Raw genomic sequence first — 19,496 nt, 5'->3', positions numbered from 1 at the left:
AAGCTTGGTATCTTATCGGCTCGATGAATTTCAAGAATCTCGTTCAGGCTGCCCCTGAGATAGATTTTCACGCGTGGGGAACTTCCCAGCTTAATTGCCACAGCGCCAAACCAAAGAAAAAAGACATGAATGCGTAAATATCTGGCTGTCGTCGCTGTCGCAGCACTCTTCAGTCCCATCACACTTTGTTCGAACACAGCTGTTGCTAACACCGGGCTCGAAGTTAGCTTCACCGACTCCTTGAAAGTCTCAATGGCGACGGGCGATCTAAAGGTGGTTCGGAAAGACGAGGGTACTACGATCTACTCGTCAGATAGCAGTGAAAAGGATGCGACTGACAGGAGCGTATCGACTGACCCCCAAGTAGAAGCGTATGAAGTGCGAACACCGTTCGATTCGAAAAGTGAAATGAGCGAGGGAGAAATCGAAGATTGGACAGATGATCGACTGTGGGAAGATTCTGATGGGTCAACTGAAATTAAAAAAATCTCGGCAAAGCCGCTTCCCGAATCGAAGCCTACGTCCCCGCAAGTTTCCAGAATTGATACTCCGACTAAATCAATAATCAAGTGGCCAGATTCGGTGCCTGGTCAAAAGGTCGTCCTGAAGGACGGGGCCGTGGTCGGTTCGACAAGCGGTAGCGAGGTTGTGGTTGATGCCACCCAGCTTGAGGATCGATCGACGTTACAGGTCTCGAGCAGAGGTAAGAATGGCGAGCCGGTTTCGTTTACACTTCCTTCAGTGCAAGATGCAAAGCTCAACTCGGAAAAGATGACGATTTCCGCAGTTTCGCATAAAAGCTTTATTCCCTATGAATACGTTAAGTTAAGTGGGCTTAAGGCTCTCGGGTGTAGCTTCAACTCGGGAGGGTTTCCTAAATCCGCGATCTATCACAATGGCAATAATAGAGATTTTATGCTTCCAAAGTCATACAGGACTGTTACGGAGGAAAAGAACTACAAGTCTGCTATGTTCGCGCGAGTCGCCTGGGAAGGTCCGGATGGAGGAAGGTATATTGAAACTCAGAAGGGCGTTGGTGCAACTAAGCTATACGACTCAAAAAAGAAGCTTCTGGCGACGCGAACCGCTACGTCTAAGAAGATGTTGTTTAAGGATGCAACGAAGGGTTCAAGTCTCGCCCGGATTACATTCGATGTTGAAGTGGGGAATCCGTTCTGTGTAACCGGTGCGATTAGGCATCGCACAAATTTTGTGTTGCATCGTTCTGGCGTTATCGAAGTTGGTGGTCAAGGTCGGGATGTGCCGAATCACGAAATCGCAGGTTTTGGTGCCGCAGGCGATAGCTTCAAGTGGGGGTGGTTGGATAAATCTGTCTTGAATAGTTTTGATTGTCTTGTGAGTAATAATGCGTGTAAACCCCAGAACTGGAATGGGAAGGTTAAGTTGCCGTGACCGACCCCTTGGGTTTGCGTTAATATCTGATCCTCGACCTGTCGTGCGGTTTGTTTGCCGGTGGTTTCCAGTTGGTGAATTTCGTTGAGATTGCCCTAGAAGGGGGGAATGTGAAAACTGATAGTCGCGCACAACTGGTGTACGTGCTGACCGTCTTCGTGACGTGGCTCGTGGTGATGCTTGCTGCGGGGTTGATGATCTCCGGCGGGACCCTGAGCCTGACCGATGCGATGCTCCTGGTATTCCTCCTGTCGCCTTTCATCGTCGGTCTTATCATCGTTGAGATCCTCGTTTTCTCCATGAAATTCCGCAGCTCGTTATCGGTCCCAGGATGGAAACGCGTTCTGAGAATCTATCTGACGTACATTGTGATTCCGGGGCTCTGTGGCTATCTTTTCGGAACAGCTACCGCGGCGTTTGTCGATCGGCGCCGTGAATACTTCTCATGGGCCGATATCGTCCTCACGCACGCTGCGCTCCTGGCCTTTCCTGCGGCGGCGTTCTGCGCCATTGGTCTGATCCTCCTTCCGCTGGGAGCCCGCCAGAGAAGCTGAGGACACCGTAGGCTTGAGGGTATGACGACTGCACCACGTGACGCACAGGCGCCGATCGCCCAGCGCATCCCCACCGACCGCACCCACCACGGCCACACCTTCACCGACGACTACGAATGGATGCGGGACAAGGACTCCCCGCAGGTGACCGCCCACCTGGAGGCGGAGAATGCCTACACCGCCGCACGCACCGCACACCTGGAGAGCCTGCGCGAGACGATCTTCACCGAGATCCGCACGCGGACGAAGGAGACCGATATGTCCGTGCCGGTCCGGCGCGGCAGCTGGTGGTACTTCACCCGCACCGAGGAGGGCAAAGACTACGGCATCTCCTGCCGCGCCCCGATCAGCGGCCCGGATGACTGGACCCCGCCCGAGGTGGCCGACGGCCAGCAGCTGGCAGGCGAGGAGGTCATCTTCGACTCCAACGCTGAGGCTGCCGGCAGCGAGTTCTTCTCCCTCGGCTCCTTCAGCGTCTCCCCTGACGGTACGAAGCTCGCGTGGGCGGCCGACCTGACCGGCGATGAGCGCTACACGCTGCGCATCCGCGACCTGGAGGCAGGCGAGGATCTGCCGGAGCTCATCGAGAACACCTTCGCCGGGGCGACCTTCGACGGCACCGGCGAATACGTCTTCTACACCACCTGCGACGACGCCTGGCGACCCGACACGGTGTGGCGCCACCGCCTCGGGACCGGGGCAGAGGCCGACGCACAGGTGTTCCACGAACCCGACGAGCGGTTCTTCGTGGGTGTCGGGCTCACCCGTTCGCAGAAGTACGTGTGCATTGTCACCGGGTCGAAGACGACCGAGGGCTGGTGGGTGCTGCCAGCCGAGGAGCCGACCGCCGAACCGCAGGCGGTGTGGGAGCGCCAGCAGGGCGTCGAATACAGCGTCGAGCACGCGATCGTCGCCGGTGAGGACCGGTTCATCATCACCCACAACCGCGACCGCGCCGACTTCGACATCGTCGACGTGCCCGCCGCAGACCCGGCTGGTGCCGGCCGGCCGGTGCTCGACGGTGACATGACCGGCTGCCGGATCGAAGACGTCGACGCGTTCGCCGGCCACCTCGTCATCTCCTACCGGCGCGGCGGATTCGCCCGGGTGGGCACCGTGGCGATCACCGCCTCGGAAGCGGAGCCCTACGGGAGGCTTGCGGAGATCGCCGTCGACGAACCCGTCGGCACGCTCGGCACCGGCGCGAACCCGGAGTTCGCGCAGCCGCGGCTGCGGCTGACCTACACGTCGATGGTGACGCCGGGGACCGTGTTCGCCTACGACATGGACACCGGACAGCGGACCGTGCTCAAACGTCAGCCGGTGCTCGGCGGCGTCGACCTGGACGCCTACGAGCAGGAGCTCATGTGGGCGCGTGCCGACGACGGGACCGAGGTGCCGGTCTCGCTCGTGTGGAAGACCGGCGCCCGCGATGCCGGCCCAGCCCCGATGGTGCTCTACGGCTACGGATCCTATGAGCTGAGCATGGATCCCGGTTTCAGCGTCAAACGGCTCTCGCTGCTCGACCGCGGCGTCGTCTTCGCGATCGCGCATGTGCGCGGCGGCGGAGAGATGGGCCGGCACTGGTACGACGAGGGCAAGACGACCGCCAAGCGCAACACTTTCACCGACTTCATCGCCGCAGCCGACCACCTCATCGGCACCGGGGTGACCAAACCAGACCGGCTGGTGGCCACCGGCGGGTCGGCCGGCGGGCTGCTCATGGGCGCGGTGGCGAACATGGCCCCGGACCGGTTCGCCGGGATCAGCGCGCACGTGCCGTTCGTCGACGCGCTCACCTCGATCCTCATGCCCGAGCTGCCGCTGACCGTCATCGAATGGGAGGAATGGGGTGATCCGCTGCACGACCAGCAGGTGTATGAGTACATGCGCTCCTACTCTCCGTATGAGAACGTCACCGAACAGGACTACCCGAAGATCCTCGCGATCACCTCGCTCAACGACACCCGGGTGCTCTACGTCGAACCGGCCAAATGGGTTGCCCGGCTGCGTGAGGTCGGCGCGGATGCGCTGCTGAAGACGGAGATGTCGGCCGGTCACGGCGGGGCATCCGGGCGCTATGACGCGTGGAAGGAAGACGCATTCGACTACGCATGGATGCTCGATGTCCTGGGCAGGAGCGATGTGAGCCGCTAGAGTCGAAGAAACTGATCCCGCTGCGGATCGCGTGGAACCAGAAGTCATCGCTGCGTGGTTCGTGCCGAAAGGAGACTGCGAACGATGCTGCGAAAACTCCACGACATGCTGCACCTGCGCACCTCGCCGGTGATCTTCTTCGCCTCGGCCGGCGTCATCCTGCTGTTCGTGCTCGGCACCATCGTCTTCACCGAGCAGCTCGATGCCGCGGTGTCCGCAGCCTCGACGTGGCTGCTCGACACGCTCGGCTGGTTCTACATCCTCGGCGTGACGCTGTTCCTCATCTTCCTCATCTACATCGCCTTCTCCCGTTATGGGCGGGTCAAGCTCGGCCGCGACGATGAAGAGCCCGAGCATTCGGGCCGGGCATGGTTCGCGATGCTGTTCGCCGCCGGCATCGGCACGATTCTCATGTTCTGGGGTGTCGCCGAGCCGATCAGCCACCTCGGCAGCCCGCCGCGCGCCGGCCTCGGCATCGAGGCCGGAAGCGCGGAGGCGGCCCGGGATGCGATGAACTTCACGCTGTATCACTTCACGTTCCACACGTGGACGATCTTCGCGCTGCCGAGCCTGTGCTTCGCCTACTTCATCCACAAGCGCAACCTGCCCGCTCGGGTGTCCTCGATCTTCCAGCCGATGCTCGGTGAGAAGATCCACGGCCCGATCGGCAAGACCATCGACATCGTCGCGATCGTCGGCACCGTCTTCGGTGTGGCCGTCTCGATCGGACTGGGCACCCTGCAGATCAACGGCGGACTCTCCCAGCTCTTCGGAGTGCCGGAGAGCGCCGGCTGGCAGCTCATCATCATCGGCGTCGTCACCCTCATCGCCCTGACCTCGGTGTCGCTGGGACTGGAGAAGGGCATCAAGGTGCTGTCGAACGCCAACATCGTCATCGCCGTAGGCCTGCTGGTCTTCGTCCTCGTCACCGGTCCGACGCTGTACATGATCAAGGGCACCATCGAGTCCTTCGGCTCCTACATCGTCACCCTGCCCGAACTCGCCTTCTGGAACGACACCATTGCCGAATCCGGCTGGCAGTCGACGTGGACGGTGTTCTACTGGGCCTGGACGATCACCTGGTCGCCGTTCGTCGGCATCTTCATCGCCCGCATTTCCCGCGGCCGCACCATCCGCCAGTTCGTCACCGGCGTGCTCGCGGTGCCGGCGATGTTCTCGGTCATCTGGTTCGGGATCTTCGGCTGGGGCTCGTTTGCCATCGAGGGCATCGGCCAGCAGTCCGGTGACGGCGGACTCGTCAAGCGGGTCGTCGACGACGGCGACATCCCGGGTGCGCTGTTCGCCTTCCTCGAGCACTACCCGCTGGCCTTCGCCGTCTCCGTCGTCGCGATCCTTGTGGTCGTCGTCTTCTTCGTCACCTCGATGGACTCCGCCGCACTCGTGACCGACACGATGACGAACGGACATGAGGACTACAACCCCCTCGGCCAGCGGGTCTTCTGGGCCCTGGCGATCGGGCTGGTGACTGCGACCCTCCTCGTGTTCTCCGGTTCCGGGGGGCTCGAGGCGCTGCAGTCGACGATCATCCTCGTCGGTCTGCCGTTCTTCATCTTCGGCTACTTCGAGATGTACCTGCTGCTGCGGGCCCTGCGCGAAGATGCCGGCGTGCTGCCGCCGATGCGCACGAAGCAGTGGAAGAAGGTCCTGCCGCCGGAGGAATACATCCGCCGGCTGCGCGATGATGAGTACGACACGAAGGACGCTGTCGTGCTGCCCGAGGCGGAGGGTGACGCCCCCGACGTCATCGACCCGTACGAACCGCAGCGCCGGTGGTTCCGCCGCTCCGATGGCACCCTGTCCTCGCGGACGGGATCGAAGCGTCTGCCGCCGCGCGAGAGCGGACGGTATTCCGACAGATCCGGCTCGCGCCAAGGGTGACGCTTCGGTCTCGGTAACGGCGTGGGCACTCAGGTCTGGACCCCAGCCCGGATTTGTCTGTACATTTGCAGTAGATCAATGCCGATCACCTGAGGAGACTGCCGCTATGACCACGAGCTCGCATCCGCTGCACCACGCCATCGTCATCATCGGAGGGGGCAACGCCGGGCTCAGCGTCGCCGCCCGGCTGCGCAGAGCCGGCAAGACCGACATCGCGGTCATCGAACCGGGCGAACAGCACATCTACCAGCCCCTGCAGACCCTCGTGGGAGGCGGATGCGCTCCCGCGCGCGAGCTGCGACGCGCCCAGGCCGATGTCATGCCGGCAGGTGTGTCGTGGATCAAGGACTTCGCCACCGAGGTCGATCCGGAAGCCCGCCGAGTGAGCCTGTCCTCGGGCCTGCAGATCGCCTACGACCGGCTCGTCGTCTGCCCGGGCATCCAACTCGACTTCGACGAAGTGCCGGGCATGCGCGAAGCGCTGCAGAGCCCGAACGTCTCGACGAACTATCTGCCCGAGCTCGCACCCAAGACCTGGCAGCTCATCCAGGCCACCACCTCGGGTACGGCGCTGTTCACCATGCCGTCTGGCCCGATCAAATGCGCAGGTGCGCCGCAGAAGATCGCCTACTTAGCGTGTGACCATTGGCAGCGCCGCGGTGTGCTGGACAGCATCCGGGTCGTGCTCGTGCTGCCGACGCCGGCGATGTTCGGGGTCGAGGAGTTCTCGAATGAGCTGGAGAAGGTCGTCGAGCGCTACGGCATCGAAGTGCACTTCAACTCGGAGATGACGGGCCTCGATGCCGAGGCCGGCACCGCGACGGTCCGCGACAACGCTGCGGGGACGAGCGAGGAGATCAGCTTCGACATGGCCCATGTGGTGCCGCCGCAGTCAGCGCCGGACTGGATCAAGGAATCCCCGCTGGCCGCCGAGGACCCCAAGGGCTGGATCGACGTCGACAAGCATACGCTCCAGCACGTGCGCTACCCGGACATCTTCGCCCTCGGCGATGCCGCGTCGACGCCGAATTCGAAGACCGGTGCCGCGATCCGCAAGCAGGCCCCGGTGCTTGTGGCGAACCTGCTGGCCACCCTCAAGGGCGAGCCGCTGGCGCAGTCCTACGGCGGCTACGCCTCGTGCCCGCTGACGACTGCGCGCGGTAAGACGATCCTCGCCGAGTTCGACTACACGATGCGCCCGAGGCCGTCGTTTCCGTTCATCGACACGACGAAGGAGCGCACCGATATGTGGGTGCTCAAACGTCATGGACTGCCGGCGCTGTACTGGAACGCGATCCTCAAGGGCACGGCCTGAGGAACTCGTGCTCAATGCAGCACCGGAACGGTGGATGCGTCAGCCGACCGTCTGGCGTCACGCTCACCCGAAGTGCTTCGGCAGCGTCGCCTCGTGGGTCTCACGCAGCTCGGTCACGGGGATCGTGAAGTGATCGACGAGTTCTAAGGCGGTGTTACCGTTCTCGCCGGTGTCGGTCACGCCGATGCGGGCGAACGGGAACTTCCGGGCGGTGCACATATCGGTGAACCGCACCTCCTCGGACCGCGGCACCGCGACGATCGCTCGCGCTGTCGACTCGGAGAACAGCGCCGTGAACAGGTCGATGCCATCGCGGTCGCACACCTCATCAAGCCACACCCGCGCCCCGGTGCCGAACCGCAGAACCGCCTCGGCCAGCGCCTGAGCCAGCCCGCCTTCAGACAGGTCGTGGGCGGCATCGATCATGCCGTCGCGGGAGGCGTTGATGAGGATGCCGGCCAGCTCGCGCTCGGCTTCCGGCCGGTAGCGCGGCGGCACACCGCCGAGGTGGCCGTGCACCACATCGGCCCACACGGAGCCGTCGAGCTCGGCTGCGGTGTCACCGAGCAGGTAGATCGTCTGGCCGGCATCCCGCCAGCCGGCGGGGCTGCGGCGGGCGACGTCGTCGAAGACGCCGAGCACGCCGACGACCGGGGTCGGGTAGATCGCGGTCTGCCCGGTCTGGTTGTACAGGGAGACGTTGCCGCCGGTGACCGGCACAGCGAGATCCTCGCAGGCGTGGGCGAGGCCGTCGATGGCCTCGGCGAACTGCCACATGATCTCCGGGTCCTCAGGCGAGCCGAAGTTGAGGCAGTCGCTGACCGCCATCGGCCGGGCGCCGGAGGTGGCGACGTTGCGGTACGCCTCGGCCAGGGCGAGCTTCGCGCCGGTAGACGGCTCAAGGTAGCAGTAGCGGCCGTTGGCATCGGTGGCGATCGCCACACCCAGGCCGGACTCCTCATCGATGCGGATGACACCGGCGTCATCGGGGTAGGCAAGCGCTGTGTTGCCCTGCACGTAGCGGTCGAACTGGCCGGTGATCCAATCCTTCGAGCACAGGTTCGGCGAGCCGAGCAGCTCAAGCAGTGTCGAGCGCAGCTCCTCATCGGACTGCGGCTTCGCCAGTCCGGCGGCCTCGACGGTGTTGGCGCGGGTCTCGGCCTGCCAGGACGGTTCAGTGTAGGGGCGGTCGTAGACCGGCCCGTCGTGGGCGACCGAGCGCGGGGGCACATCGACGATGACATCGCCGTGCCATTCGATGACGAGCCGGCCGGTGTCGGTGACCTCGCCGAGCACAGACGACTCGACCTCCCACTTGCCGGTGATTGCGAGGAACTCGTCGAGCTTCTCCGGGGTCACCACAGCCATCATCCGCTCCTGCGACTCCGACATGAGGATCTCCTCCGGGGTCAGCGACGGATCGCGCAGCAGCACATCGTCGAGTTTGACGTGCATGCCGCCCTCCCCGTTGGAGGCCAGCTCAGAGGTCGCGCACGAGATGCCGGCCGCACCCAGGTCCTGGATGCCCTCGACGACACCGGCGGCGAACAGCTCGAGGCAGCATTCGATGAGGACCTTCTCGGCGAACGGGTCGCCGACCTGCACGGCCGGACGCTTCGAGGGCTTCGTGTCGTCGAACGACTCCGAGGCGAGGATCGAGGCACCTCCGATGCCGTCGCCTCCGGTGCGGGCGCCGAAGAGCACGACCTTGTTGCCCACGCCCGAGGCGTTGGCCAGCCGGATGTCCTCATGCTTCATGACGCCCACAGCCAGGGCGTTGACGAGCGGGTTGCCCTGATATGAGGGGTCGAACCAGGTCTCACCGCCGATGTTGGGCAGGCCGAGGCAGTTGCCGTAGCCGCCGATGCCGGCGACGACGCCGTGGACGACGCGGGCGGTGTCGGGGTGGGAGATCTCACCGAAGCGCAGCTGGTCGAGCACGGCGACTGGGCGGGCACCCATCGAGATGATGTCGCGCACGATGCCGCCGACTCCGGTGGCTGCGCCCTGGTAGGGCTCGACGTAGGAGGGCGAGTTGTGGGACTCGACTTTGAAGGTCACCGCCCAGCCTTCGCCGATGTCGACGACGCCGGCGTTCTCACCCATGCCGACGAGCAGATGCTTACGCATCTCATCGGTGACGTGCTCGCCGAACTTGCGCAGGTGGACCTTCGAGGACTTGTACGAGCAGTGCTCGGACCACATCACCGAGTACATCGCCAGCTCTGCGGAGGTTGGGCGGCGGCCGAGGATCTCGCGGATGTCCGCATACTCATTCGCCTTGAGCCCCAGCTCGGCAAAGGGCTGCTCGACGTCGGGGTTCGCAGCTGCGAATTCGACGGTCTCCTTGACGTGCTTGTCCGACATACGCCTCGTGTGGTCCTTTCGTGAAATCCCACTCGACATCCTATCTTCAAACCGCGCCCGAGGCAGTGGCCAGGCTGGCATGAGTGGGGCTGGCGGGTGGGTGAAAGGATAGGTAGAAAGCTTTCGATAGACCTATGGTGAGTGAAAGGATAGAGTCTAAGGTTTCTATCAGCCAGCTCACGCATCGAGGGAGTCAGTCCCTCGGTGAAGAACGTGGTGCTCGCCGAACTCAGCTCGCAGGACGCTCTCAGCGGCTTCGGTCCTCAGGCGGCCGAAGTGGCAGGCAATGTCGCTGCAGTCGTGGCGGCTGTCGACACTCTCGGCAGTGCTGAAGCAGTGACGTGGAGCGATCTCGAAGAGCTGCAGCGACAGCTGCTGCCCGGCTTCAGTCAGCTGGGACTGCGTCAGCGCCAGAACTGGCTGGGCGGATCAGCCATTCACCCGGGTGAGGCCGAATTCATTCCGCCGAGGCCGGAAGTCCTGCCACAAGCGCTTGAGGATCTGATGGCGTTCATCAACGGGGCAGCCACGGGCGGTCTCATCCAGGCGGGACTGGCTCACGCACAGTTCGAAACGCTGCACCCCTTCGCAGACGGCAATGGACGGATCGGACGCGCCCTCATCCACACGGTGCTCACGCGGCGGGGACTGACCTCTGGAGCTGTGCTGCCCATCAGCCAGGTGCTCATGACATGGCAGCAGCGATATATCGATGGTCTGACGGCTTACCGGGCGACTCCGCCGGGTGCTTCGATGACCGGCGCCGAGCCTCCCGCCGAGCTCGACATCAGCGCAGGAGTGAACACGTGGCTGGACTTCTTCATCACCGCAGCAGATGCAGCCGTCAGCCAAGCGGAGCGGTTCATGCAGGAGGCGCAGAGTGTGCTCGACGACTACCATGAGGCGCTCGATTCACAGCTGGACCGGCGCCCACGCAGCGATGCTGTCGTGTGGAAGCTCCTCGAGCTGCTGCCCCGCACTCCGATTCTCACCCAGCGCATCGCCGAGCAGCTGACGGGTGCCTCGGTGCCATCGGTGCGCAGAGCCCTGCAGCAGCTCAGCGAGGCTGGGATCACTGACAGTCTGGCTGTCGGCAGAGGCATCCGTGGGCATATCGCCCGGGACCTGCTTGACATCGTCGCGCACGCTGAGCGCAGAATGGCGAGCACGCGCTTCGATACGCAGGTCTCCGTGCCGGTCCGTCCGGCTCCGGCCTCGCCGCCGCCGTACTGAGCTGCGAATTAGAATGTGGCTATGTCCGTATCCAAGATCGTCCTGTTCTACGTCTTCACCCCGCTGGCCGACCCCGAGGCGGTGCGCCTGTGGCAGCACGCGCTGTGCGAGCGCCACAACCTCAAGGGCCGCATCATCATCTCCGCTGACGGCATCAACGCCACCGTCGGCGGGGAGATCCACGACGTCAAGCAGTACGTGCGCACGACGAAAAGCTACGCGCCCTTCCGCAAGGCCGATATCAAGTGGTCGACTGGCGCCGGCGATGACTTCCCGCGCCTGAGCGTCAAGGTCCGCCCGGAGCTGGTGACCTTCGGCAATCCTGACGAGGTCACGGTCACCGAGGACGGCGTGCAGGGCGGGGGCGTGCACCTGGGGCCCGGCCAGCTGCACAAGCTCATGGACGAACGCGGCGACGATGTCGTCTTCTTCGACGGCCGCAATGCGATGGAGGCGGAGATCGGCCGGTTCAAGAACGCCGTCATCCCGAACACGGACACCACCCGCGATTTCATCGCCGAGATCGAATCCGGCGCTTACGACGAGTTCAAAGACAAGCCGATCGTCACCTACTGCACCGGCGGTATTCGCTGTGAGATCCTCTCGGTGCTCATGAAGAACCGCGGCTTCGAAGAGGTCTACCAGCTCGACGGCGGGATCGTCCGCTACGGCGAGACCTTCGGCAACTCCGGGCTGTGGGACGGTTCGCTGTACGTCTTCGACAAGCGCATGCACATGGAGTTCGGCTCCGGGGCCGAATCGCTGGGCCGCTGCCGGGAGTGCGATGAGCCGACCCCGCTGTTCGTCAACTGCGCTGATGAGTCCTGCCGGAAGCAGTTCCTGCGCTGCCAGGACTGCACCGATGCCGGCCGGCACCCGTACTGCGGTGCGTGCGCCGCGCCCGAGGCAAAGGCTGCGGTCCCGGCCGCACAGTAGGTTCCGGCAGACACCGCAGGTTCAATCAGGGAGGTCAGCGACATGAGCGAAAAGGGGCATCAGCGGATCAGCGAACCGCACCAGACCGGCACGGCCAGCCGGCTCAACTGGCTGCGCGCAGGAGTGCTCGGCGCCAATGACGGCATCACCTCGACGGCCGGGCTCGTCATCGGCGTCGCGGCAGCCGACCCGGCCAGCACGGGCGCGATCTTCCTCGCCGGCGCCGCTGGCCTCGTTGCCGGTGCCGCCTCGATGGCGGTCGGCGAGTACGTTTCGGTGTCCAGCCAGCGCGATTCCGAACAGGCACTCATCCGTTTGGAGAAGTGGGAGCTCGAACATGAGCCGGAGGAGGAGTTCGACGAACTCGTCGGCATCTACCGGCAGCGGGGTCTGAGCGAGGCGACCGCCCGTCAGGTCGTCACCGAGCTGCACGCCCATGATGCGCTCGGAGCGCACCTCGATGCTGAGCTCGGCATCGACCCCGATGACCTGACGAACCCATGGGCTGCGGCCATCGCCTCGGCGATCTCATTCACCATCGGCGCGGTGCTGCCGCTGCTCGCGGTGCTGCTGCCGCCGCCGGAGTGGCGGATCATCACCGCTTTCATCGCGGTGCTTGCCGCGCTCGGCCTGACCGGCTGGCTCTCGGCGAAGCTCGGCCGGGCGATCGCCTGGAGGGCGGTCGCGCGTATGCTCATCGGTGGTGCGCTGGCGATGGCGGTGACCTACGGCATCGGCCAGCTGTTCGGCGTCAGCGCCGGTTGACGCGCATCTCTGCCAAGCGGTGATCGCCACGGCGACCGCGATGAGGCCGAGTCCTGCCCCGGGTCGGCTGTCAGGCACCCGATCATCGACCATGTCGCTGTCGTATCCAAGCGGGGACGGCCACCGTCTGCCGTGAAGGACAGGCGGTGGCCGTCGGGACGGTGTTGCTGCAGAACCGGCGGGATCAGCTGCCGGATCTGCTGCGGAACAAGGCGATGATGAAGGCCGGGACGATGATGGCCAGGGCGATGATGCCGACGACGAGTGCGATGATGGCCGCAGGGCCGTCGGGTGCGAACTCGCGGACGAGCAGCATCGCGACCATGACGAACAGCCCGGCGACCATGAGGCTGCTGTGCTTCATGCCGCTGTTGTCGCTGCGTTCGCTCATAGGTCAGCTCCAAAGCAGTCTTCGGCGATGCCGCGGGCAGACAGCAGGTCGACGAGGGCGTTGACGACGTCCTCGCCGCCGGCCGATGCGGCTTTGCGAGCAGCATAGGCGATGGCGTCTCCGCGGCTCATCTTCTTGGTGTGCTTGGCGTACTTGTAGGCATCGATGGCCTTGGAAGCGAACTTCTTGGCACCGCCAGCGGCCTTGATCGCGGCCTTGATCTTGGCGATCTTCGCCACAGCGAAGGCGTTCGAGGCGATGAACACGGTGATCGACAGGGCGCAGCCGGCAGCGCCGGCGGCCTGAGCAGGCTGCTCTGCCTGCCACGTGTCGAAGGCCTCCTGGCTCGTGAGGGCGTGGTCGGGGATGTCCTCGATGTAGGAGAACGCCGACTCCAGCTCCGCCTCGTTCACCGGCTCATCAGCGAACGCGACAGAAGCGTCGGCGACCGGAGGGGCAGCGGACTCCGCAGGGGCGGCTGAGGCCGGCTGGGAGACACCGAGGGCGACGGCCACACTCAGGGCCGCGGCGAGGAAAGCGCTCGAACGTGTTTTCACGGGGATCACCTCATGGGTTGGAGATAAGGGTGACATGCACCACATCACCGCATGGTGAGCTCTATTTCAAGATCCGCCGCGGCAACGTCCAGGCACCTGTGATGCGATGTTCAGCGCATATTGTCCGACTACTCCGTTTAGCCTATGCGCTTCGTCGGAGCGCGGGCGGATCAGCTGCCGGGGTGCGCCTCCGGCTGCCGCGGGTGACGGCTTGCCGGGCCGGAACGGACATCAGCCGCCGAAGAGCTTCTTGAAGAAGCCCTTCTTCTTCGGCTTCTTCTCCTTCTCTGGTTGGTCTGCCGGGGATGGGCCCGGTGCCAGCGACGGTGCTGGCTCGGGGGCGGCAGGCTGTTCGACCGGGTCGTCAGCTGCCGACTGGTCCGCTGCCGGTTCCTCCCCGACGGGGGGCTTGGCAGCAGGGTCTTCGGCAGCTGCCGGGGCAGGGGCGGGCTCGTCTGCTGGTGCCGGGGCTGCCGCCTCAGGAACAGGGGCTTCGGCAGGGGCTTCGGCAGGAGCGGGGGCAGGGCTGCCGGCGGCGAACTGCTCGGCGGCCTCGCCCTCGAGCGGCTGGTGCAGGGCGCAGTTGGTGATGCGGTTCTGCTCGTCGAAGGTGACATCGGCGCTGCCGTCGGCTGCCAGCAGGCGCAGGCCGCCTGCGGGCAGCTCGGCCAGCGGGAAGCCGCGCTGCTCGGCGTAGGCGATGAGCGCAGCCCGGTGATCGGTCACCTCGGTCTCGGTCAGGCCCTGGGCCAGTGAGCGAACGAGATCGCGGATCGCAGGCTGACCGAGCGTGAGCTCCGGGTGCTCGACGAGCAGCCACACGACCGAACCGCCACCGGCATCGACCGGGTAGTGCGCCCACAGGCCGGTGATCGTCTTCGCCGCCAGCGTCAGCCGCAGCGCCAGCTCATCGCTCAAGTCGATCTCTTCGGTGGTGAGTTCGCCCAGCTCATGAGCCGCGCCGTGCCTGCGCACCGCATGCGCGAGGTCGACGACCGGGGCGGGGAAGTCGTTGATGTTGTCCCAGCCCCAATGCCAGGTCGAGGTCTGCTGCGATTCGCTGCCGAGCATGTGGGCGCGCACCTCCAGCGACTGCTCGCCGGTGAAGCGCAGCGCCGGCGGGTCAGCGGCGAAGTCGACTTCCCAATCGGCATCGGCGATCCGGCGGCCGAAGGCGGCCTGCATCTCAGCGGAGAGGAACACGGCACGGTTGACGAGATCCTGCAGCGTTTCAGTCATGCTCACAACTCTAGCGCTCCGGTGCCGGCTCGGCAGGCAGACCGCCGCAGTGCGGCCTCAGGCGCTGACGAGTGCGGAGATGACCGAGGTGAAGAAGCCCTGGCCGTCGAGTCCGGTGCGCATGCCGGCGGCGGTGTCCGGGCCATAGCCGGCTTCCACGGCGTGTTCGGGGTGGGGCATGAGCCCGACGATCCGGCCGCTGGCATCGGTGATGCCGGCGATGTCGTTGCGTGAGCCGTTCGGGTTGACCTCCAGGTAGCGGGCCACAACCCGGCCCTCACCTTCGAGCATGTCGAGTGCGGCGTCATCAGCCATATAGCCGCCTTCGCCGTTCTTGAGCGGGATGACGATCTCCTGACCTGCGGCGAAATCCGAGGTCCAGGTAGTCTCAGCGTTCTCGATGCGCAGCTTCTGGTCCCGGCACACGAACTGCTGAGAGTCGTTGCGCACGAGCGCGCCGGGCAGCAGATGGGCCTCGCACAGCACCTGGAAGCCGTTGCAGATGCCAAGTACCGGCATCCCGCCCTTGGCTGCTGCGATGACGGCATCCATGATCGGGGCGAAGCGGGCGATCGCCCCGCAACGCAGGTAGTCGCCGTAGGAGAACCCGCCGGGCAGGATCACCGCATCGACGTCGGACAGGGACTCATCGGCATGCCACAGGCGCACCGCCTCGGCCCCGGCCAGGGTGACGGCGCGTGCAGCATCCCGGTCGTCGAGGGTGCCGGGGAAGGTGACGACGCCGATCCGAGCGCCGGCAGCCCCGGGGGTTGCCGCAGACGAGGTGGGGGCGCCGATGAGCGGGCCGCCGGCAGTGTAGGCGCTGCGGTCGGTCACCGGGCACCTGCCTCGGTGCCGGGGTCCTCCTCGGCACGCACAGCGACGACGTTCTCGATGACGGGATTCGACAGCAGCTTCTCAGCCGCATCGCGCACCTCGGTCAGCACCGCATCGGTGATCTCGCCCTCGACGGTGAGCTCGAAGCGCTTGCCCTGCCGGACATCGGTGAACCCGTCGAAACCCAGCCGGGTCAGGCCCGAGCTGATCGCCTTGCCCTGCGGATCGAGGATCTCCGGCTTCGGCATGACCTCGACGACGACACGTGCCATGTCCACGTTCTCCTTATGCGATGTGCGCGGCTGACCGGCAGCCGTCTGTTCAGCAGTCTCATCCTAACAGCGCCACCAGCCCCCGGCGTGCTCTGGTAGCCTGGCCACCCGGCGACCGATGCGCCGCCGAACCGCATGCTCCACGCCCGCCTCCTGCCGACCAGAAGGGTGGAATGCGCCGATGGCCGATGCACCAGCGCTGCCGACGAGCTTCGACCGTATCCTGCTGCTGGCCGATCCAGGCGGTCCGGCCCGGCGCGCCGAGGCGATCCGCGAGGACCTCACAGCCCGGCTCAGCGACGTGCTCGGCAAGGAGGTGCGCGTCGATGTGCGTGCGGCAGCGCTGCGGCTGACACCGGAGTACGAACTCGACATGGACGTCGCCGAAGAGCTCGCTGAACGCACCGAACCGGCGCATGCGACGATCTTCCTCACCGAGATCCCCCGCCACACCCGCGGGCATCCGCTCGTCGCCGAGGTCTTCACCGGCCCCTCGATCGGCGTCGTGTCCCTGCCGGCTTTCGGTGTATGGGCGCGCAGCCGGCGGCTCATCACGACGCTTACGAGCACGGTGGTCCATATGCTCGGCGGGGACCCGGCGCGTGACACGGGGCCGGACTATCGGTGGAACTCCTGGCGCTACGAGGCTGAGGAGCAGGTCTACCTGCTCCACGCCCACACCATCACCGGCGGCCCGCGGATGGCGCTGGGCATGATCATGTCCAATGAGCCGTGGAGCGCCGTGCCGAAGCTCTCCGGCGCGCTTGCCGCCGCTGCGGCCACCGGCGCCTTCGGCATCTTCTACCAGTCGATCTGGCAGATGGCCGACTACCTGTCGACGACCCGGCTGCTGTTCATCGGGCTGCTGTCGATCGTCCTCGTGGTCGGCTGGCTGATCTTCGGGCACCGGCTGTGGGACAAGCCCAAACGCGAGACCCTCGCCGCAGTCACCGTGCTGTACAACCTCTCGACCGTCGTCACCCTTCTCGTCGGGGTTGCGCTGCTCTACGCGATCCTCTTCATCCTCATCCTGCTGTCCTCGCTCGTCGTCATCGACATCCAGTTCATGTCCGATGTGCTCGGCTCACAGGCCACCTGGGACGACTACGTCGAACTCGCCTGGCTGTCAGCGGCCCTCGGGCTGTTCGCCGGCGCGCTGGGCGCGACCTTCGACTCCGATACGGATCTGCGGATGCTCACCCACGGCCAGCGCGAATGGATGCGCACCCCGGAATGAGCCGCGCCCGGCTGCAGAGGCCCGGGCGAGGCTGCGGAGGCCCGCGCGCGGCTGCGGAAGGTCAGCCGGGGAACTCCTGGCCTGTGATGCGCTCGAAGGCCTCGATGTAGCGCTGCCGGGTTTTGGTCACGATCTCGGCGGGCAGGGCCGGCGGGGGCTGGCCGGAGTCCTTGTCCCAGCCGGACTCCGGGCCGGTCAGCCAGTCGCGCACGAACTGCTTGTCGAAGCTCGCCTGGGCCTGCCCGGGCACGTAGGCCTCAGCGTCCCAGAACCGGGAGGAGTCCGGGGTCAGCACCTCGTCGGCCAGCAGCACCCGGCCGTTGGCATCGCGGCCGAACTCGAACTTCGTATCGGCCAGGATGATCCCGCGTTCGCGGGCGATCTCTTCAGCTCGGGTGTAGATGCGCAAGGTGATATCGCGCAGCAGCTCGGCGTCGTCCTCACCGAGCAGTTCGACGGTCTTGTCGAAGCTGATGTTCTCATCATGCTCGCCCAGCTCGGCTTTGGTGGCGGGGGTGAAGATCGCCGGTGTCAGCTTGTCGGCCTCGCGCAGCCCAGCGGGCAGCGCGACCCCGCACACCGAGCCGGTGCGCTCATAATCCGCCCGGCCCGAACCGGTCAGGTACCCGCGGGCGACGCATTCGACGGGGAACATCTCCAGCGGCCGGCACACCATCGCCCGCCCGGCCACCGCCTCGGGCACGTCGGTGGAGGTGACGTGGTTGCCGATCACCTCGGCGAGCTGGTCGAACCACCACAGGCTCAGCCCGGTCAGCACCGCGCCCTTGTCCGGGATCGGGGTGTCGAGCACGAAGTCGTATGCGGAGATCCGGTCGCTGGCTACGAGCAGCACGCGTTCGGCTTCGGCCAGCTCGGCCGGGCCGTCGGCGGGCACATACATGTCGCGGACCTTGCCGGAGTACACGTGCTGCCAGCCCGGCAGGCTCTGCGGTGCGTCGGCGCTCATGGCGGACCTCCTGAGTCGGTGGTGCTAGTCGGTGGTGGATGGGATCGTGATCTGGCCGGCGGCCGCGGCGGCGGCGATGTCGCTGCGCTGCTGCTGGCCGTCGAAGCTGATGAGCGCGGCGGCGGCATAGGCGCGCTCGCGGGCCTCGGCCAGCGTGGGCGCGTTGGCGACGACGGAGAGCACCCGCCCGCCGCTGGTGGCCAGCTGGCCTGCCGGGCCCGAGGCGGTGGTGCCCGCGTGCAGGACCATCACCCCATCCTGGGCGGCTGCGTCGGTCAGGCCGGTGATCGCGGTGCCGGTGACCGGGGCCTCGGGGTAGCCGGCAGCGGCCATGACGACGGTGACCGAGGCGTCAGACGACCACTGCAGGGGCGGCAGCTCGGCGAGTGTGCCGGTGGCTGCGGCCATGAGCGCGGTGCTGAGCGGGGTCTCCAGGCGGGCGAGGACGGACTGGGTCTCCGGGTCGCCGAAGCGCACATTGAACTCCACGACGCGCAGCCCGCGGGCGGTCAGAGCGAGCCCGCAGTACAGCAGCCCTGCGAACGGGGTGCCGCGGCGGGCCATCTCGTCGACGACCGGCTGGGCGACGGTGGTGACGATCTCCTCGACCAGTCCAGGCGGCGCCCAGGGCAGAGGGGAGTAGGCGCCCATCCCGCCGGTGTTCGGGCCGGTGTCGCCGTCGCCGATCCGCTTGAAGTCCTGCGCCGGTTCCAGCGGGACTGCGGTCACGCCGTCGCAGAGCACGAACAGGGACACCTCCGGCCCGTCGAGGTAGTCCTCGATGACGACCCGGTCAGCGACCGACAGGCACGAGCGGGCGTGGTCGAGTGCGGCGTCGCGGTCCTCGGTGACGACGACGCCCTTGCCGGCGGCCAGCCCGTCGGCCTTGACGACGTAGGGGGCGCCGAACCGGTCGAGGGCGTCGGCGGCGTCGGTCTCATCGACGGCGGCGACCGCCTCGGCGGTGGGCACACCGGCTGCGGCCATGATCTCCTTGGCGAACGCCTTCGAACCCTCCAGCACGGCGGCTGCGCCGCTGGGACCGAAGACGGGCAGCGAGGCTTCGCGCAGCGCATCGGCGACTCCGGCCACGAGCGGAGCCTCAGGACCGATGACGACGAGATCGGCGTCGAGGTCGTGGGCGAGCGCGGTGACAGCGGCCGGGTCGGTGGCCTCGACCGGGCGGGTGTCGCACATGAGCGCGATGCCTGGATTGCCGGGGGCGGCGATGACGGCATCGACCTGCGGATCGCGGATCAGACCGGCGACGATGGCATGTTCGCGGGCGCCTGAGCCCAGCACGAGAACCTTCATGCCCCTCAGCTTAGTATGCCTGTCAGCAAGCCGGGGCGCAGGC

At 65.8% G+C, this 19,496-nt stretch carries 17 protein-coding genes; 9 read left to right on the top strand and 8 right to left on the bottom strand.

Annotated features, from left to right (window positions below):
• Positions 1–129 precede the first annotated feature (129 nt).
• The 5 genes from HLA91_RS03695 (at position 130) to HLA91_RS03675 (ending at position 7,338) form a co-directional block, all read left to right on the top strand.
• Positions 130–1,413, top strand: coding sequence for a hypothetical protein (locus HLA91_RS03695; protein ID WP_170273600.1), 1,284 nt, complete (start codon positions 130–132; stop codon positions 1,411–1,413).
• Between the two features lie 74 nt (positions 1,414–1,487).
• Positions 1,488–1,967, top strand: coding sequence for a hypothetical protein (locus HLA91_RS03690; RefSeq protein WP_170273599.1), 480 nt, complete (start codon positions 1,488–1,490; stop codon positions 1,965–1,967).
• A gap of 21 nt (positions 1,968–1,988) precedes the next feature.
• Complete coding sequence (locus HLA91_RS03685; RefSeq protein ID WP_170273598.1) at positions 1,989–4,124, top strand: S9 family peptidase; 2,136 nt, start codon at positions 1,989–1,991, stop codon at positions 4,122–4,124.
• An 84-nt stretch (positions 4,125–4,208) separates the two neighbouring features.
• Positions 4,209–6,023, top strand: coding sequence for a BCCT family transporter (locus tag HLA91_RS03680; protein ID WP_170273597.1), 1,815 nt, complete (start codon positions 4,209–4,211; stop codon positions 6,021–6,023).
• A 106-nt stretch (positions 6,024–6,129) separates the two neighbouring features.
• The gene (locus HLA91_RS03675; protein WP_170273596.1) at positions 6,130–7,338 is read left to right on the top strand and encodes an NAD(P)/FAD-dependent oxidoreductase; all 1,209 of its coding nucleotides are present in this window, start codon (positions 6,130–6,132) and stop codon (positions 7,336–7,338) included.
• A 63-nt stretch (positions 7,339–7,401) separates the two neighbouring features.
• On the opposite strand, the gene purL is transcribed toward HLA91_RS03675, so the two are convergent.
• On the bottom strand, positions 7,402–9,705 hold the full coding sequence (purL, locus tag HLA91_RS03670; protein WP_170273595.1) for a phosphoribosylformylglycinamidine synthase subunit PurL: 2,304 nt from the start codon (positions 9,703–9,705) through the stop codon (positions 7,402–7,404).
• Between the two features lie 204 nt (positions 9,706–9,909).
• Here purL and HLA91_RS03665 point away from each other — a divergent pair, with 204 nt between their 5' ends.
• Genes HLA91_RS03665 through HLA91_RS03655 form a run of 3 tightly spaced genes read left to right on the top strand, consistent with a single transcriptional unit; the run spans position 9,910 to position 12,639 of the window.
• Positions 9,910–10,938 carry a Fic family protein gene (locus HLA91_RS03665; RefSeq protein WP_170273594.1) on the top strand — a complete coding sequence of 343 codons (1,029 nt, stop codon included), beginning with the start codon at positions 9,910–9,912 and terminating at the stop codon, positions 10,936–10,938.
• 21 nt (positions 10,939–10,959) lie between these two features.
• Complete coding sequence (trhO, locus tag HLA91_RS03660; RefSeq protein WP_170273593.1) at positions 10,960–11,874, top strand: oxygen-dependent tRNA uridine(34) hydroxylase TrhO; 915 nt, start codon at positions 10,960–10,962, stop codon at positions 11,872–11,874.
• A gap of 42 nt (positions 11,875–11,916) precedes the next feature.
• Positions 11,917–12,639, top strand: coding sequence for a VIT1/CCC1 transporter family protein (locus tag HLA91_RS03655; protein WP_170273592.1), 723 nt, complete (start codon positions 11,917–11,919; stop codon positions 12,637–12,639).
• A gap of 184 nt (positions 12,640–12,823) precedes the next feature.
• On the opposite strand, the gene HLA91_RS03650 is transcribed toward HLA91_RS03655, so the two are convergent.
• The 5 genes from HLA91_RS03650 to purS all read right to left on the bottom strand — a co-directional run bounded on the left by HLA91_RS03650 (position 12,824) and on the right by purS (position 15,935).
• A complete protein-coding gene (locus tag HLA91_RS03650; RefSeq protein ID WP_170273591.1) occupies positions 12,824–13,030 on the bottom strand; it encodes a hypothetical protein in 207 nt (68 codons plus the stop codon).
• The gene (locus HLA91_RS03645) at positions 13,027–13,587 is read right to left on the bottom strand and encodes a hypothetical protein (RefSeq protein ID WP_170273590.1); all 561 of its coding nucleotides are present in this window, start codon (positions 13,585–13,587) and stop codon (positions 13,027–13,029) included. The genes HLA91_RS03650 and HLA91_RS03645 overlap by 4 nt, the downstream gene beginning before the upstream one ends.
• A 231-nt stretch (positions 13,588–13,818) precedes the next feature.
• On the bottom strand, positions 13,819–14,826 hold the full coding sequence (locus HLA91_RS03640; protein ID WP_170273589.1) for a DUF6882 domain-containing protein: 1,008 nt from the start codon (positions 14,824–14,826) through the stop codon (positions 13,819–13,821).
• Between the two features lie 57 nt (positions 14,827–14,883).
• Positions 14,884–15,624 carry a phosphoribosylformylglycinamidine synthase subunit PurQ gene (gene purQ, locus HLA91_RS03635; protein ID WP_170273865.1) on the bottom strand — a complete coding sequence of 247 codons (741 nt, stop codon included), beginning with the start codon at positions 15,622–15,624 and terminating at the stop codon, positions 14,884–14,886.
• Positions 15,625–15,659: 35 nt separating this feature from the next.
• Entirely contained in the window at positions 15,660–15,935 is a 276-nt protein-coding gene (gene purS, locus HLA91_RS03630) for a phosphoribosylformylglycinamidine synthase subunit PurS (protein WP_170273864.1), read from the bottom strand.
• A 181-nt stretch (positions 15,936–16,116) separates the two neighbouring features.
• Between purS and HLA91_RS03625 the strand changes: the two genes are divergently transcribed.
• Positions 16,117–17,172, top strand: a complete 1,056-nt coding sequence (locus HLA91_RS03625; protein ID WP_170273588.1) for a hypothetical protein — start codon at positions 16,117–16,119, stop codon at positions 17,170–17,172.
• Between the two features lie 61 nt (positions 17,173–17,233).
• Here the strand turns inward: HLA91_RS03625 and HLA91_RS03620 are convergent, their stop codons facing one another.
• A complete protein-coding gene (locus tag HLA91_RS03620; protein WP_170273587.1) occupies positions 17,234–18,139 on the bottom strand; it encodes a phosphoribosylaminoimidazolesuccinocarboxamide synthase in 906 nt (301 codons plus the stop codon).
• A gap of 24 nt (positions 18,140–18,163) precedes the next feature.
• Positions 18,164–19,453 carry a phosphoribosylamine--glycine ligase gene (gene purD, locus HLA91_RS03615; protein WP_170273586.1) on the bottom strand — a complete coding sequence of 430 codons (1,290 nt, stop codon included), beginning with the start codon at positions 19,451–19,453 and terminating at the stop codon, positions 18,164–18,166.
• Positions 19,454–19,496 lie beyond the last annotated feature (43 nt).

Origin of the sequence: Brevibacterium luteolum, assembly GCF_013004595.1 — a bacterium.
GTDB classification, from domain to species: Bacteria; Actinomycetota; Actinomycetes; order Actinomycetales; family Brevibacteriaceae; genus Brevibacterium; species Brevibacterium luteolum.
This window is presented reverse-complemented; position numbering and strand designations above follow the sequence as displayed.